This window comes from Paraburkholderia diazotrophica (assembly GCF_900108945.1).
GTDB classification, from domain to species: Bacteria; Pseudomonadota; Gammaproteobacteria; order Burkholderiales; family Burkholderiaceae; genus Paraburkholderia; species Paraburkholderia diazotrophica.
This window is the reverse complement of record NZ_FNYE01000044.1, coordinates 44,841-60,122: the sequence shown is the minus strand read 5'-3', so window position 1 is coordinate 60,122 and position 15,282 is coordinate 44,841. Positions and strand designations below refer to the sequence as shown.

The following is a 15,282-nucleotide window of genomic DNA, read 5'->3' as shown; positions in this document are numbered from 1 at the left end:
CACGGTTTCGATTCACATTCCGCTCGATGGCGGACCTCGAACATGATCAGGATACTCATCGCAGACGATCATGCGATCGTGCGCGGCGGACTCAGGCAGATCATCGCAACCACCAGCGATATCGTCGTCGCGGCGGAAGCGGCGCAAGGTGCGGAAGTGGTCGACAAGCTGCGCAGTTGCGTCGTCGATCTGCTGCTGCTCGACATGACGATGCCCGGCATCAGCGGCGTCGATCTGATCCGCAGGGTACGGGCGGAGCAGCCTTCGCTGCCCGTACTCGTGCTGAGCATTCACGATGAGGCGCAGGTGGCCTCGCGCGCATTGCGCGCGGGTGCAACGGGTTATCTGACCAAGGACAGCGACCCGGACGTGCTGCTCGCGGCGATCCGCAAGCTCGCGGACGGCGGCCGCTTCATCGATCCGAAACTCGTCGATGCAATGGTCTTCGAAACACAGCGCGGCGACGTGCCGCCGCATGAAGTGCTGTCAGACCGCGAATTTCAGGTGTTGCAGATGCTCGCGGCGGGCAGGAGCATCAACGAAATTGCCGACGCGTGCGCGCTCAGCGCGAAAACGATCAGTACACACAAGATGCGACTGATGCAGAAGCTCGGGCTTTCCAATAATGCCGAGGTGATCCGGTACGCGCTCCGGCACGGATTGATCGTCGGGTAGATGGATGCCGCGGAATGCAGGGATAAGTGAGTGTCGCGAGCATTCTGCGGGGGGCTTTGCAGCGCGGCCGTGACAGGAAGGTGATGAGGGACTTTGTCGCTGCGCAGAGGAGAGAGCCGACTAGGAAGATGCCGATCGCTACGCGAAACACCGTGCGCGCACCGAAGCGGTCAGCGAGCCAGCCACAAACAGGTATAAACGCGCCAAGCCCAACGGCGTAACTCGTTACTGCGACTTTTAACGTCACCGCATCGCGCCCGAAATCGCGAGCCATCGTCGGCAGAGCCGTGACGATGACGTTCTCGTCGACACATTCCATGAACATGGCGCACGCGACGATCATCGGCGTGATCACGGTTTTCTGGCCAACACTCGAGCTAACCATTTTTTGATTTTGTTCAGTTGCGTGGCTCTCTGTTCATAGAGCAGACCATGGAGCTTCTGCAGGTTCGGTCTCAATCCGCCCTCAGGTCTGATAGCGCGCGGATGGTCGACGTGTGCGCGTAGCGAAGAGTGTATGCTTGGTGTACGGAACGTTGTGCCTTGTGTCACAGAGGCTTTAAGGCTCCTCGCACTAATGGTTTAAAAGGGAAGCCTATTGCCTCGTTCCGGACGGAGTCGGTACGCGACTTTCGTATTTCCTTGTTCCTTCGCACGATACGATGCAATAGTTGAGCCAGGACCCGTAAATAGCCAGGAAGATGGGCGGAGCAGCCTTCGCTGCCCGTACTCGTGCTGAGCATTCACGACGAGGCGGCAGGTGGCCTCGCGCGCATTGCGCGCGGACGCAACGGGCTATCTGAAGTTGGATCGCAGTTCATCGGTTCGCCTCGTCAGCTTGCGCACAATTAGCAAATACTTTTTACGGAATGTCAAAAAATGGAGGAATGGCTGGATTATTCCGTAGGATAGTTGCTAGAGTTCCGCAACGAAACTGGCGACGTAAAATACTCGTATTTACCCGTCAAAATGCTCTGTGTGAATTGAAGTCCGTGTTTCCCAAAAATCCAGTCTTCAACCACATAGTTGCCCGTCAGCTCCGTGGGAGACGTCATGTTCCACCCTGGCATTTCAATCCGATTGACGTGTCTCGGACGAACACCCATCGACTTGACTGCGGTAGCGTCGGCTCCAAGGGGTATACTGTCGAACAAGATTAAAGGAAGACTGTCGCTGTTCGAAAGATCGACCTTCGTCAACCCGAACCCCTCGACCGAGTTCGCTTTTCTCGAGAGAAACTTCTCAACGGCATGCACATGCGTCGGAATACCCGGATGGGAATCCCACTTCGCGTAGAAATCGGAACGAAGAATCTGCCAGTCCGCATATTGCGAGTCGAGATCGCCTCGGTCAAACGAATTGGCATGTCGGCACTCGTGCGGAACTGGGTAGCGTGGAATTCCAATAATCGATGTGAAGTTGTGAAATCCGCCCGGCTTTGTCCGTTGCCTCATTTCCCGAAGCAAGGGAATCCACACTTCTTTCGTTACGAAATGTAACGACGAGTGCGCCAAAGCGAGGTCATAATTTTCATCCGGTACGAAATCCTCGATCCGCCCCTCGATCACATCGATGTTCAACGAATAACGGTCAGCAGTCGAACGAAGTTTCTTTACAGCGCTCGAGGAAAGTTCCAAGGCGGTCACCTTGTGTCCCCTGAGGGCAAGAAAGAGCGCATTTCTGCCTTCACCACAGCCGATGTCTATAAGAGTCGAGTTTCGTGGTAGAAACTGTTCAATTTCAAAGACCTCAACACTCGGTCCGCCCATCGTCCACACTTTCGCGTCCGAATAACCTTTCTCCCAAAATCGCTGACTGTTGCTCATCGTGGCACATACCTCTCCTCCAAGGTTTTCACATGGTTCGAGAAAAGATGGTGCGCGACTAAATTACTGTATTTGTAACCCTTCTTGGTCAATCGAATTTTGTCATTGGACGGTGGCTCGATGCACCCCTCAGCCTCGAGTGCATCAATTACCTCCAAAAAATCAGAATACAGATTCCGGCCAAACAGTGATGAATAGTATGTCCCAGAAAGTTGGTTTAACGTAAGACTGAGAATGAAATATCTCAAGCGCTCTTCGTAAGCATCCAGAACAATTCCGTACCTCACCATGCTATATTCGGTGATTTCGAGGTTCAAATAATCTTCAATGGCCTTGCCGACCTCCTTGAGGTCGACCGCATAGTCGAAGCTGTAGTGGTATTTTCCGTTGTGGCTTCTCGCGCCTGCTCCAATTCCGATCATCGGAACGCCGAGAAAGTCGGAAGTCTCTTGGGCGTACGCGCTGGTATTCTCCGGCAGACGGGTGAACCTAGTGAAGGACTCTTGTCGGTATCCATTCATTTGCATGAGCTCGACATTGCTATCGTAAATCGCATATTTGTTTTCGTCGTCGAGGTATCGCTCCGGATGCAATCGCTGCTGCTTATGAATCGCTGTGAGAGGTCGGCTAACTGCGGGATACAGTGAGATAGTCAATGGACCTGATGAGATGATGTGGCGGAGCGAATTTCCCCAGCTTTCGTAGGTCTGGCCTGAAATGCCGTAGATCAGATCCAGATTGAAATTTTCGAAACGCTTTCGGATATTTTCTACCGCAGAGATTGTTGTCGAAACCGGGTATGGGCGACCGCTGGCCTTCAGCTCAGCGGAGTCCATAGTTTGGATACCCATACTGATTCGGTTCACGCCTTGGCTTTTCAAGAATTCGAGCAGTTCCTCGGACATCGAGTCGGGAGAACCTTCGACACATAGCTCAGCAGAGGACGCAATATTCAGGAATCCATCTTGAATCGATGAAAAAATCTGTCCGAATTGTTTTTCGTTTAGAATAGTCGGGGTTCCGCCACCAAAATACACAGATACAACAGTCTTCGTTCCGGTATACTTCGCATAAAATGTGATTTGATCACATATCTTATCAACATAATTTTGTATTATGTCCTCTGTATGTTGGGTCGTTAGAAATAGCGTACAATAGCTACATCTGTATCTGCAAAATGGTATATGAATATATATTGAAACTGGCCCGCGATCACCGGTGTGCCATACTTCCGTAATGCCGATATTATGTAGATGTTTATACGATCGTTTCGAGGGGTAACTATATACATACGACTTTAAGTGATTGCTTCTTATAGAACGTCGAATTGAATCCGCGATTTGCTGCATGCTTTTCTCCAGTCACTTCTGTATTTTGCAGGATGGATTGATGTAACGCGACACCTGAAGTTAAGTGAATGTCCCTGCGCGGCGAAGCAGGTATACCTGTCAGAGGGCCGGCCAAGATCCGGTCGAATTGCTACCATAAGCCCAGCGGTTATGGAATCGTCGTCACTTATTCAATGACGACATAAAGCATTCAGCCGTGAAACCCGCCCCGAACTGCCGTGCCCGCTTGACAGTCGTCGGGTATGCGGATAGATGCCGTGGGGATGTTGACGCGTGCCGCAGGTTGTCCCGCACCGCGTTCAGTTCGACGCCCGTGGCAAGCGCATGGGTTGCATGAGTATGTCGCATCCAGTGCGGCGTCGCCTGACGGAGCTTTCGGCAACCACCGGATGGTCTTTTTCAATGATCTCTGTCTGAAAAATTTTGCGGCAGGACCACGTAGGCGAAATAAGGCCGCTTCCGTTGGGCTGTATTTCAGCAGCCTGCTAGGAACAAACCGGAGGCTGCCCTTCGACGTAGCAGCACCAACCGTGCCACCCATTGGGCTCACATACAGGCTCAGCAGCCGAGATTGGCTGGGCCAAGCCCATCATGATGACGGCTGAGCCTGCGAGCATCGATTTCATAATTTTCCGCATAACGCTACTCCGATAAGATTGATCTATGTGTCATACCTTTACGCGAAATCCATGCCAGTAAGCCAACGCCAATAGAAACCAGAAAACGGCCATTTGAGCCAATTCACTAATAGCACTAACAGACAAACCAGATAATTCTGCCAATTTCTGCCGCAACAAATTACTTCATCCCTGCTTAGACGATGTTAGGCACCTTGAAGTACCGGGGTTGGCGTGCAGTACCTGCTAAACAATCACCGCAAGACGGCGTATGAAGTTTGCCCGCCATTGAAGCAGAAACGAGTCGCGTTCCAATGTTTAAGACACGCCATGGCCATGGACCTTCTGCAACAAGGCGTTCGTCGCTCGGTCATCGCGTTATGGCTCGGGCATGAATCTGTGAAAAGTACGGAGATCTATGTCGAAGCGGCTCTTGCGATCTCTGTTCGCTTGGTCGCGTTCGAGACATACGACGGTTCTATATCAAACAAAACGTGCAAAAAGACTGATGTGGTAGACACGACTCCCGCGGCCCATCATCACCATATCAATTTGCTGTTCGTCGATCACTTGCTGCATTGGGCTCTGGTGCAAATTTCAATAGCGAGCGAGAAGCAGCGTGTTCGCGGCCACCTCATTGAGCGGAAAGAACTGCCCTCGAAATAGCGGGTGCATTGGTATCTTTGAGGTGTAGGTTCGCGAGATCCAATTGCGCTTTGCGAATGCGATGCATCAACTCGATGCCCGAGATCGTGACGGTCGCGTTTCTGAAACATTTGAAGCCGAGCATCGCGTTGACCCTGGACTTGATGTGCGATGATCTTGCTCGATCAGGTTGTTCAAGTATTTCGAGATCGCAACGTCGTGTCTTTGGGCAAGATCCCATCAGCCTTCATTTCGCGCACCGCGCGGTGAGACGCCGCGTAACCGTCCAGCGTGATCGTAGCCGGAGCGCGCCCCTGACTTCCGATCGCCTTCGCAAAGAACGCCTTTGCCGCAGCCACACTTCGCCTGGCGCTGAGTCGCAAGTCGACCGTGTTTCCCGCCCGGTCAACTGCCCGGTAAGAAAGACCCATTTGCCACGGATCTTCACATAGGTCTCGTCGACTCGCCACGACTGACCTGCGTTCGTGGCCAGGCGATTCCAGCGTTTGACGAACTCCGGCGTAAAGCGCTGGACCCGGCGCATGATCGTCCTGTGCGCCATCGAAAGACCGCGTTCGGCCATCATTTCAGCGAGATCTCGAAAGATGAGCTTGAAACGCAGGTACCAGCGCACGCAAAGGACAATAACTTCGCGATCGAAGTGGCGCCCGTTGAACAATCCGTCAATGTCTTTCAGCTTACGCGTTGGCTCGTACTCGTCAAAAACTCGAGCGTAACAGACCAGCGCAACCGAATTCAGTTCTTTCCGCTCGATGCGGTGGCCGCGAATACGCTGCTTCTCGCCCGCGGCGGGGGCGAGCGCAACGAATACGCTCGGCGTCGGCGACGATGCCAGGCGGCGGCGCTGTTCCTGCGCGACCGGGCGAGCCGTTCGCCGCACCTGGCCACCGCGCCGCGCCGTGCGATCTGGGCGTTGTACCGCAATGCCGGCGTGCGGCTGATCGAACTCCTGTGGTCCGACGAGGCGCAGTTGCCGAAGGTCGAGGTTGACGAGCATGGCAGCTGGACGCTCACGGTGCTCGGCAAGGGCCGCAGGACGCGCGCGATTCCCCTGCCGGCGGTCTGCGTGTCCGTGTTGCGGATCTACGGTGAGTTGCCCGGCCTGCCGTCGCAACCACCGCTCCTTGAACACGCCGCGTTGGTCCATGGACTTAGGGCGGCTCGCTGAAGGGGTCGGGCCTGTACGACGAGGTCAAGGCGATCTTCGTTGCGGCCGCGGAACGTCTTGCGAACGCGGACCCCGAGCGGGCCGCACGCCTGCGACAGGCGTCGCCGCACTGGCTGCGGCATGCCTACGCGCGACAGATGATCGTCGACCACTAGGTACCGCTGCCGGTGGCGCAGGCGCTGCTCGGCCATGCGTCGGTGCAGACAACCGCTGCGTACGCGAAAACGGATCTCTCGCAGTTGCGCGCGTTCGTCGAGGGGACGTTCGCGTCGCACTAACGCGCCCGGGTTAAAATTGGCGTTCGATCATGAATGACGAGCGGCATGGGTAAGACGAAGACACCGCGCAAGGCTTTGCCGCCGGGATCGGCAAGGTTCTCAAGCGACTGCACTATCCGCTGGACGTGATCCTGCCGTGCGTACGCTGATATGTGGCTTGCTCGTTGAGCCTGCGAAATCTCGAGGGAATGATGGCGGAGCGCGGTATCGAGGTCAATCTTTCGAGCCTACACCGTTGGGTCATCAAGCTCGTGCCGCTGTTTGCGTGACAAGGTCGCCGCGTGCCGCTACTTCGAGAAGGCAATTGATCAAAACGGTGCGCCCGAAACAATTACCGTGGACAAGAGCGGCGCGAATCTGGCGGCACTCGAAGCCATTAACGCAGACTGGGAAACACCGATCAGGATCCGGCAGATCAAATACCTGAACAACATCGTCGAGCAGGACCATCGAGCGATCAAACGCATCATCAAACCGATGATGGGGCTTCAAGAATTTTCGGTGTGCGCGCATCATTCTCTCGGGCATCGAAGTAATGCATATGATCCGCAAGGGGCAGATGGAAGACGACGGTCTCGACCGAACCGTTGCCGAGCGTTCTACGCGCTGGTAATGTAAGCAATGCTATATAAGTGCAGCCATGTTTGGCCCACCGTCGTTATCGCGACAAAACCTCATGAGCGGACCTGGCAATGCTCGCATCGTATCTCGCTCCGGCTCCTCCCAGACTGACCGTCGCACGCTTGGCACTGTCAAGCAAAACTTTCAGCGCAACGTTGATGGTGGATGGAGCGTCGAATCTGCCTTTCGGTCCGGATAGAGTCAGAGCGCCCAACAATTCGCCTGTCGAATCGAACACCGGCACGGATGCTGATACTGTCTCAGGATCGCGTTCGCCGTATGACACCGCCCAGAGTCGTTCGCGCACGACATTCCAGCGGGGGTCCAGAGATTCAGTGAATGCGAGTAACACTTTGCCGGACGAGCCTTTGTCGATCGGAAATTCCTCACCAACGCATATCGAGACCCTTACGCTTCTTGACGGCTCTACGCGATACAGCACTAACCGATGGTCACCCTGCCTCACGTAAAAAGATGCCGTCTCGCCGAGGTCTCGACTCAACTGCTGAAGGATGGGTTCGACAACAGGACCGATTTGAAATGACCGCTGATAGAGCGTTGCGAGGCGCAGTGGTTGATGTCCGATTGCGTAGTGCCCGTCACTCAGTTTCCGTATGAATCCGCCGTGCTCCAGTGCACCGAGCAGTCGCAAAACCGTGCTCTTGTACAAGCCGGTTCGGCGCGCAAGTTCGGTTAGCGTTAACTGCTCATCAGTCGGTCCAAAGGCGTTAAGAATTGCAAACGCTCGATCGAGGACCGCAACGCCACTCGACGTTTCGGACGCGTCGACTGACGGCTGTGTTGTCGTGATAGACACGTTTTTCTCCTCACTCTAGCCGTCACTTTATAGTTCCGCCTGACAGAACTCAAGTTCGGTTACTTGTGAAAACCTAAGGGTTTACCCGCCTTAACCAACCAAAGATACGCGCGTACAGTTTTACTAGACAGAACAAAGATCTGTCAGATAGAACAAAGGAGCTGACGGTGACTTCCCCCAATTCGAAGGTGTTGATCAGCGAAGTCGGGCCGCGCGATGGCCTGCAAAGCATCAAGAGCCTCATGCCGACAGCGGCTCGGCTGCGATGGATCTCCGCGTTGGCCGCCGCTGGGTTGAAGGAGATTGAAGTGGGCTCGTTTGTACCCCCGAAGCTGCTGCCGCAAATGGCCGACATCCGCGACGTCGTGACTCATGCCCTGTCCATTCCTGGCGTGCATGTGGCGGTCCTCGCGCCAAATCTGCGTGGTTCGCACGGAGCGTTTGAGGCCGGTGTACACAAGGTAACGTTGCCTGTCTCGGTGACCAACGAGCATTCGATGGCCAATATCCGCAAGACGACGGCGGAGATGGTCGAAGAGGTTCGCAACATCGTCGCATTGCGCAATGAGCTGTTTCCTCGCGTGCAGATCGAAGCGGGTATGTCGGTTGCGTTTGGCTGCACGATTACCGGCACGGTCACCGACGACGAAACGATGCGTATGTGCATCGCGATGGCTGAGTGTGGCGTGGACGAGATTGGTCTTTCTGATACTAGCGGGTACGCCAACCCTGCGCAGGTTCGTCGCCTGTTCCGTCGACTGCAGTCGGAACTCGGGGACAAGGCGGGTGGGGCGCACTTTCATAACACACGCGGTCAGGGACTCGCCAATGTGATCGCCGCGCTTGACGTGGGCGTCACAACGATCGATTCGAGCCAAGCCGGCCTTGGCGGCTGTCCGTATGCGCCGGGCGGTACCGGAAACATCGTCACGGAGGACCTTGCTTTCTTGCTGGAAGCCATGGGCTATGACACGGGCGTGGACATCGAGAAGCTGCGCGCGCGATTCTGGCCGAAGCGCTGCCGGGTGAAGCGTTATACGGGCATGTGCACGAGGCGGGATTGCCTAAGGGATTCAGGTATTCAGATGGGCGCGTGCCGAGCGCGCCGCAACCGGACGGCTGTTTGTTGGGAGTTGCGCAATGAGTGAAGCGCCAGCGAATCATTCTTTGCCGTACAACGGCGTGCGTGTTGTCGAGATGTCGCACATGGTGATGGGGCCGACCTGCGGCATGGTGCTGGCGGACCTCGGTGCCGAGGTCATCAAGATCGAGCCGATCGCAGGAGACAGCACGCGCTCCCTGTGTGGATCGGGCGCGGGCTTTTTCGGCACATTCAACCGGAACAAGAAGAGCATTGCCGTCGACGTCAAGGACCCGCGCGGAATCGAGGTCGTGTACAAGCTGCTCGCGGGCGCAGACATTTTCAGCGAGAACTTCAAGAGCGGCTCGATGGACAAGCTCGGCCTGGGATATGGGGCTCTGTCGAAGATCAATCCGCGGCTCGTCTATGTCTCTCACAAAGGGTTCCTGCCCGGTCCTTACGACCATCGGACCGCCCTGGATGAAGTTGCACAGATGATGGGCGGCCTTGCCTACATGACCGGCCCCGAAGGACGACCGCTGCGAGCGGGCACGAGCGTTAACGACATCATGGGCGGCATGTTCGGGGCGATCGGCGCGATGGCTGCGCTCGCCCAGCGCGAGCGCACCGGCAAAGGCCAGGAAGTGCAGAGCGCCCTGTTCGAAAACAACGTGTTTCTCGTTGCGCAGCACATGATGCAATTCGCCGTGACCGGGAAGGCTGCTGCACCGATGCCGAGCCGAATCTCCGCCTGGGCCGTCTACGACGTGTTCTCAGTCACGAATGGCGAACAGATCTTCCTCGCTGTCGTGTCCGATACACAGTGGGCGACCTTCTGTGAGGCGTTTGGTCTATCGGAACTGAAGGCGGACGAGCGCGTCGCGACCAACAACCGGCGCGTTCAGGCGCGCGACTGGCTATTGCCGCGGCTTCGCAAGCATATGGAAGCATTCACTGCAGCCGAGATCAGCGCGATTTTCGAACGCTGCGGATTGCCGTACGCACCGGTTACCAGGCCTCAAGATTTGTTTGATGATCCCCATCTGCTTGCAACCGGGGGACTTGCCGATGTGACGTTGCCGTCCGACGCCAGTGGTGCCGGCCAACCCGTGTCGACCAGGACAGCATTGCTGCCTTTGATGCTTGGCGGAGCACGGCTGCAACTGCGTGAAGCGCCACCTTCGCTCGGCCAGGACACGCGAGCGCTTCTCATGCAACTCGGTTACACGTTAGAGGACCTCAGGCAGCTGACCGACGCGGGCATCGTCAAGTGTCGGGACCGGCAGCCTGGCGATGCGGCGAGCCCGTCGGCTAACGAACTCGCCAGCGCCTGACATTCGAACAGCACCCAAAGAATCACTGTGCCGCGCGTGGGCGGCATGGTTCACCCGGCCAGTGATTCCGCAGGAGACGATACATGGCATCCATTTCCTCGAATCTTGCAACCGACAGTCCTGCCGCCTCCACGCTTGAACAGCAGGCGGTGAAAAAGGCCGCGTGGCGCTTTATTCCTCTTCTCGCGCTCGCATACTTCTTCAATTACCTGGATCGCACCAGCGTTGGCTTCGCTGCGCTGACAATGAATCGCGACCTTGGTCTAACCGCCACCCAGTTTGGCTGGGGTGCCGGCATCATGTTCGCGAGCTACTGCCTCTGCGAAGTGCCGAGCAATCTCGTGCTGTATCGCTTTGGGGCGCGGCGCTGGCTGGCGCGCATCATGATTACGTGGGGCATTTTCGCTGCAGCCACGGCGCTTGCCGTGGGTCCGATCAGCTTCTACGCGATCCGTCTTTTGCTGGGCATGGGCGAAGCGGGCTTCTTCCCTGGCGTGGTCTTCTTTCTCGCAGTCTGGTTTCCGGCAAGCTACCGGACTCGCGTGCTCGCGTGGTTCACCGTCTCGACGCCGCTCTCGTCGCTCGTCGGCGGTCCGCTTTCCACCTGGCTGCTCGATATGGACGGCTTCCTTGGGCTGGCTGGCTGGAAATGGATGTTCATCGTGGAGGGTTTGCCGGTGTGCGTGCTCGGCTTCCTCGTGCTGAAGATGCTCGCGGACAAGCCTGCCGATGCCCAGTGGCTATCGTTGCAGGAACGGCAAGCGCTGCAGAGCGCTTTCGACCGCGAAGGCACAGCCAGTCAGAAGAAAAAGGGTTTCGCCGCCGCGTTGAAGGATGTGCGTACGTATCTCCTCGCGACAATCTCGTTCGGCTTCACGATGGGCTCCTACGGTATCGGCATCTGGCTGCCGCAGATGCTCAAAGCTCATGGCATGAGCGTGACGCGAACAGGGTGGGTTTCGGCGGTACCTTATTTCTTTGCAACCATTGCGCTACTCTGGTGGGCCAACCGTGTTGATCGACGTGGCGGACATGTCGCGAACCTGACCGCGGGTCTTTTCATTGGGGCGGTGGCGCTCGGCGTATCGACCCACTTCCATCAACTGGTGCCCGCCATGACGGGTATCACACTGGCACTCATCGGAACGATTGCGGGCCGCACGATTTTCTATACGTTGCCTGCCAGGTTTCTCTCGGGAGAGGCCGCTGCCGGCGGCCTTGCGCTGATCAATTCGGTTGGCGCGCTTGGCGGTTTTGCGGGACCGTATCTCGTGGGCTATCTCAAGGACAGCTTCGGTACGTTCACGGCCGGGATGATCGGTCTGTCGGTCGTACTGCTGGTCACGTCCTTTCTGGGCTTCTCGCTCTATGCCTTCAATACGGAGAAGTGAAGATGGCACAGCTTCGCTCGCCTCTGCGTCGCCGACTCCTCGGGGCGGCGGCATCGATCATAATTCCAGCGGCCACTGCGCGGCAGGAATTCACCAAAGAGGAAACGCGCAGCATGAGCACGGCAAGCAACTACCTTCCTGTTCGGGCGGCGTGGCTCGCCTCGGGGACCGAAGCCGCGCTCGAAGCGGACATGCCAATCATCGACGCGCATCATCATCTCTATGAGCGCGCGGGATGGACGTACCTGCTCGATGAATATCTCGAGGATGCGAACTCAGGGCACAACATCACCGCGTCGGTGTACATGCAAGCACTGACACGTTACCGGAAATCCGGCCCCGACCAATTGCGCCCGGTTGGCGAAATCGAATATGTGACTCAGGTGACGGACCGGTTGCAGAGGGGCAAGCCGCAGGTCGCGAAGGGCATTGTAGGATTCGCGGACCTTCGTCGTGGTGCCGAGGTACGCGAGGTTCTTGAAGCGGAGCTTCAGGCCGGCGGTGGTCGCTTGCGGGGCGTGCGACACCTTGTTACGTGGGACCCAGACGCAACGCTCGTGAATCCATTGTCGGCCGCGCCGCACGGACTGCTACTCGATCCGGACTACCGCGCGGGCGTTGCGCAACTCGGGGCACTGGGTCTCTCGTATGATGCGTGGCTTTTCTTCCCTCAATTACCCGAGCTGTTAGATCTGGCGAAGACTTATCCCGACATCCCGTTCATCATTAACCATTGTGGCGGTGTCGTGCGCATCGCCAGCTACGCAGACAAAGGCAAGGAAGTGTTCGACGCATGGTCGCGCTCGATGCGCGAACTGGCGCGGTTGCCCAATGTGTATGTGAAGGTTGGCGGCCTGGGCATGCGCATCAACGCGTTTCACTTTGAGAGAGGCGAGCGGCCGCCTTCATCTGCTCAACTCGCCGAGACATGGAAACCGTGGATGTATACGTGTATCGAGGCCTTCGGCGCAGACCGTTGTATGTTCGAAAGCAATTTCCCAGTCGACAAAGGCTCGTATCCTTACAACAATGGCTGGAATGCTTTCAAGCTCTTGACTGCGCAGGCGAGCGTGCAGGAACGCGAGGGGTTATTCCGTGGAACTGCGACAGAGATATACCGTCTCGCATTTCGTGCAACACCGTGAGCCTGGGCGGCGCAGTATCTATCGTGAGCGCTGCAGAGTTTCGAGGTCGATCATTCAAGCGTGCACCGCTGGGTTACCACGCCGACATAATATCGGCATGGAACTGATGCATAAGTGTGAGCGCATCGTTCTTAGGTCCGCAAGGGGGCAGTGCAAGACAATGATATCGCCAGAGTCTCGGAGCTTTCTCATCTCGATTTTCTTATCGCGAAAGAGCCAGTTGGTTTTCAGGCTGCCGGGGCCTGTGTGTCAATGGAGGCAATCGTCTTTGCCTGATTCCGACGGAGTTGGGTGCCGGTGCATTTGACTTCTGCACGACTACACCCGAGCATTAGGGGTTACTGGTCCGTGCCCGGCTCGCTGGGTTCGCGACCCAAGTCAGCATTGCAACGTTTCCAGCCCGCCGCACGTAACAATATCGTGTGCGGCAAGTGATGTCGGGCGACGAGGTCTCGTCTCGACTCTCGATCTTCGGCAGGCGAATCATTCGTCAAGCCTTCGCGACGGCCTTCATGTCAGAATGGATGTGCTCCCGCCGATCATAGATCGGCCATCACGTATGCGTGACCGTCCCACGACGGCAGAATGTGCGAAAGGAGAGCTAGATAGCGTCAAGCAGCATGGCCGGTTTACCGACAATCATCTTGGCCGGTCGACCGGGATGGTTGTCGGTAGTTATCCGGTCATGGTTGTCGCTCCTTGTTGTTGATTGTCGCCGGATGATTGTCGGCGCCGGCTGTTCTGTTTGTCGCTGGCCGTGCGACGACGGTAGCTTTCGACATTCATCTCGAAGATCGTCGAATGATGGACGAGCCGGTCGATTGCAGCGACGGTCATGCCGGGATCCGGAAACACGTCATTCCAGCCCGAGAACGGCTGGTTGGCGGTGATTATATGGAATTGAGGGGTTTTTCTACCTTTGTTGGCCGCAGACGCGCCGGTGTTCCTCAATCGATTCCACCAGACGATGACGCGCTCCGGCATTCATGCATTGGTCAAGCGCTGCGCTATCCGTGCTGCAGCCAACGCGCCGTCGCTTGCCGGCAAGAATGTGCACCCACATGTGATTCGGCATACGACCGCCTCGCTACTACTCCAGGCTGGTGTCGACATCAATACGATACGCGGCTGGCTTGGGCACGTTTCGTTGGAGACGACCAATATCTACGCCGAGATCAATCTGGAAACAAAGGCACGGGCGCTGGCGACATGCGAAGTGGAAGGCGGTGCCGAAGGACAAAAGCAATGGCGGGATCAGCCCGACCTGATGACCTTCCTCCGCACCTTGTAACCGAATAATATGTGCTGTTCGCTTTCCACAAAGGTACTGCCTTGGCCTAGTTCGTTATCGAGCAGCACATATTTTTTACCGCACCATACTCGTGACCCAGGCCGCGATTGTTGCGCGTCCCGTTCATGCCATAGTGCTCGAGCAGCGCCGCATAGCGCACCGTGAAGTCGTCTTCGTCCGCGAGGTTTCTGAACGCCGCTGACAGACTGTCAGTGCGATGCTCGCGCGGACATCCTCCGGCCTGCCAAAGTGCGTTCTGCAATCCCATGGACAGTGCTTCGAAGCTCTCACCGCCTTCAACGACATTGGCGTATTCCCAGCGCGAGAACGCGAGCACGAAGTGGTACAGCCGGTGTTCGAATGGCACACCAGCGATCGTCACTCGCAGTTCGGCCATGTCGGTAAAGTCGGACAGGCCGCGTGCGCCGGGCTCGTGCAGCTGCGGGAAGAAGACTTCCTTCGGTGGGCCCGACATCGCCCTCCAGTGCCGCACGCGTCGCTCGAGTGTGCGGCGTGTGCTGTCGGGATATTCCCCGGGATGATCATCCTGAAGCTTGCGCAGGATCGTGACCGCCTGAAGTTCCGGCGCGTTCGCGAGCATCGGAACGACTTCAGTATCCCAGACGTCAGCGAAGGGGTCGGGACGGGAACGCCAGTAACGACGAGGTTTCTGGGATGGCAGTAAGGCGTCTCGTTCTATGCGGCGCGCGCTGCGCACGCTGATGCCGGCCTTCGCGGCGGCGATCTCCTGAGAGTGATGTTTGCGTTTGGACATGTAGAGGCGAACCTGTTGGTCGGTAATACGGGTTCCGGACATGCGGCTGATCGCTTCTTCTTGATTTGATCAGCCATCGTAGAACCCAGCCGACTCGGCGCCGCCGTTGGGGAGAGCTCTCCGGCGGCTACGCCGCCTCCGACCTCTCCCCAACGGCCAAAACCTCTGTCGCTATACCGGCCAAGATGATTGTCGCCGCGCAGAGAGCCATTGACCGGTTGCCTGCAGTACTAGTTGCGCAAGGAGCG

10 protein-coding genes and 7 pseudogenes are annotated in these 15,282 nt (G+C 56.9%); 9 read left to right on the top strand and 8 right to left on the bottom strand.

Annotated elements, in window-relative coordinates; genetic code table 11:
• The first annotated feature begins 42 nt into the window (after nt 1-42).
• On the top strand, nt 43-675 hold the full coding sequence (locus tag BMW76_RS34210; protein ID WP_090873260.1) for a response regulator: 633 nt from the start codon (nt 43-45) through the stop codon (nt 673-675).
• 76 nt (nt 676-751) lie between these two features.
• On the opposite strand, the pseudogene BMW76_RS34205 reads toward BMW76_RS34210, so the two are convergent.
• The 4 genes and pseudogenes from BMW76_RS34205 to BMW76_RS42990 all read right to left on the bottom strand — a co-directional run.
• A pseudogene (locus tag BMW76_RS34205) lies at nt 752-1,060 on the bottom strand (MFS transporter); the annotation flags it as partial.
• Between the two features lie 511 nt (nt 1,061-1,571).
• Nucleotides 1,572-2,501, bottom strand: coding sequence for a class I SAM-dependent methyltransferase (locus BMW76_RS34200; RefSeq protein ID WP_090873259.1), 930 nt, complete (start codon nt 2,499-2,501; stop codon nt 1,572-1,574).
• Entirely contained in the window at nt 2,498-3,850 is a 1,353-nt protein-coding gene (locus tag BMW76_RS34195) for an STM4012 family radical SAM protein (protein WP_090873258.1), read from the bottom strand. Before BMW76_RS34195 ends, BMW76_RS34200 begins: the two co-directional genes overlap by 4 nt.
• A 162-nt stretch (nt 3,851-4,012) precedes the next feature.
• Nucleotides 4,013-4,260 (bottom strand): annotated as a pseudogene (locus BMW76_RS42990) (integrase); the annotation flags it as partial.
• A gap of 441 nt (nt 4,261-4,701) precedes the next feature.
• On the opposite strand from BMW76_RS42990, the gene BMW76_RS34190 reads away from it, so the two are divergent.
• Entirely contained in the window at nt 4,702-5,133 is a 432-nt protein-coding gene (locus BMW76_RS34190; RefSeq protein WP_090873257.1) for a tyrosine-type recombinase/integrase, read from the top strand.
• Here BMW76_RS34190 and BMW76_RS34185 read toward each other — a convergent pair.
• Nucleotides 5,102-5,758: pseudogene (locus tag BMW76_RS34185) on the bottom strand (IS6 family transposase). The gene BMW76_RS34190 and the pseudogene BMW76_RS34185 sit on opposite strands and share 32 nt — an antisense overlap.
• On the opposite strand from BMW76_RS34185, the gene BMW76_RS42900 reads away from it, so the two are divergent.
• A complete protein-coding gene (locus BMW76_RS42900; protein ID WP_407669062.1) occupies nt 5,666-6,301 on the top strand; it encodes a site-specific integrase in 636 nt (211 codons plus the stop codon). The pseudogene BMW76_RS34185 and the gene BMW76_RS42900 sit on opposite strands and share 93 nt — an antisense overlap.
• A gap of 323 nt (nt 6,302-6,624) precedes the next feature.
• Nucleotides 6,625-7,197, top strand: a pseudogene (locus BMW76_RS34175) (IS6 family transposase).
• 40 nt (nt 7,198-7,237) lie between these two features.
• On the opposite strand, the gene BMW76_RS34170 reads toward BMW76_RS34175, so the two are convergent.
• On the bottom strand, nt 7,238-8,017 hold the full coding sequence (locus tag BMW76_RS34170) for an IclR family transcriptional regulator (protein WP_090873256.1): 780 nt from the start codon (nt 8,015-8,017) through the stop codon (nt 7,238-7,240).
• Nucleotides 8,018-8,259: 242 nt separating this feature from the next.
• On the opposite strand from BMW76_RS34170, the pseudogene BMW76_RS34165 reads away from it, so the two are divergent.
• From BMW76_RS34165 to BMW76_RS34150, 4 genes and pseudogenes are all read left to right on the top strand, one after another.
• A pseudogene (locus BMW76_RS34165) lies at nt 8,260-9,161 on the top strand (hydroxymethylglutaryl-CoA lyase).
• Nucleotides 9,158-10,432 carry a CaiB/BaiF CoA transferase family protein gene (locus tag BMW76_RS34160; RefSeq protein WP_015004731.1) on the top strand — a complete coding sequence of 425 codons (1,275 nt, stop codon included), beginning with the start codon at nt 9,158-9,160 and terminating at the stop codon, nt 10,430-10,432. Before BMW76_RS34165 ends, BMW76_RS34160 begins: the two are co-directional and overlap by 4 nt.
• Nucleotides 10,433-10,515: 83 nt before the next feature.
• Nucleotides 10,516-11,823, top strand: coding sequence for an MFS transporter (locus BMW76_RS34155; RefSeq protein WP_090873255.1), 1,308 nt, complete (start codon nt 10,516-10,518; stop codon nt 11,821-11,823).
• A 2-nt stretch (nt 11,824-11,825) separates the two neighbouring features.
• On the top strand, nt 11,826-12,968 hold the full coding sequence (locus BMW76_RS34150; protein ID WP_090873254.1) for an amidohydrolase family protein: 1,143 nt from the start codon (nt 11,826-11,828) through the stop codon (nt 12,966-12,968).
• 675 nt (nt 12,969-13,643) lie between these two features.
• Here the strand turns inward: BMW76_RS34150 and BMW76_RS34145 are convergent.
• Nucleotides 13,644-13,862 (bottom strand): annotated as a pseudogene (locus tag BMW76_RS34145) (ATP-binding protein); the annotation flags it as partial.
• Nucleotides 13,863-13,935: 73 nt separating this feature from the next.
• On the opposite strand from BMW76_RS34145, the gene BMW76_RS34140 reads away from it, so the two are divergent.
• A complete protein-coding gene (locus BMW76_RS34140) occupies nt 13,936-14,259 on the top strand; it encodes a tyrosine-type recombinase/integrase (protein ID WP_090873253.1) in 324 nt (107 codons plus the stop codon).
• Between the two features lie 70 nt (nt 14,260-14,329).
• Here BMW76_RS34140 and istA read toward each other — a convergent pair.
• Nucleotides 14,330-15,076, bottom strand: a pseudogene (istA, locus tag BMW76_RS34135) (IS21 family transposase); the annotation flags it as partial.
• Between the last annotated feature and the right edge of the window lie 206 nt (nt 15,077-15,282).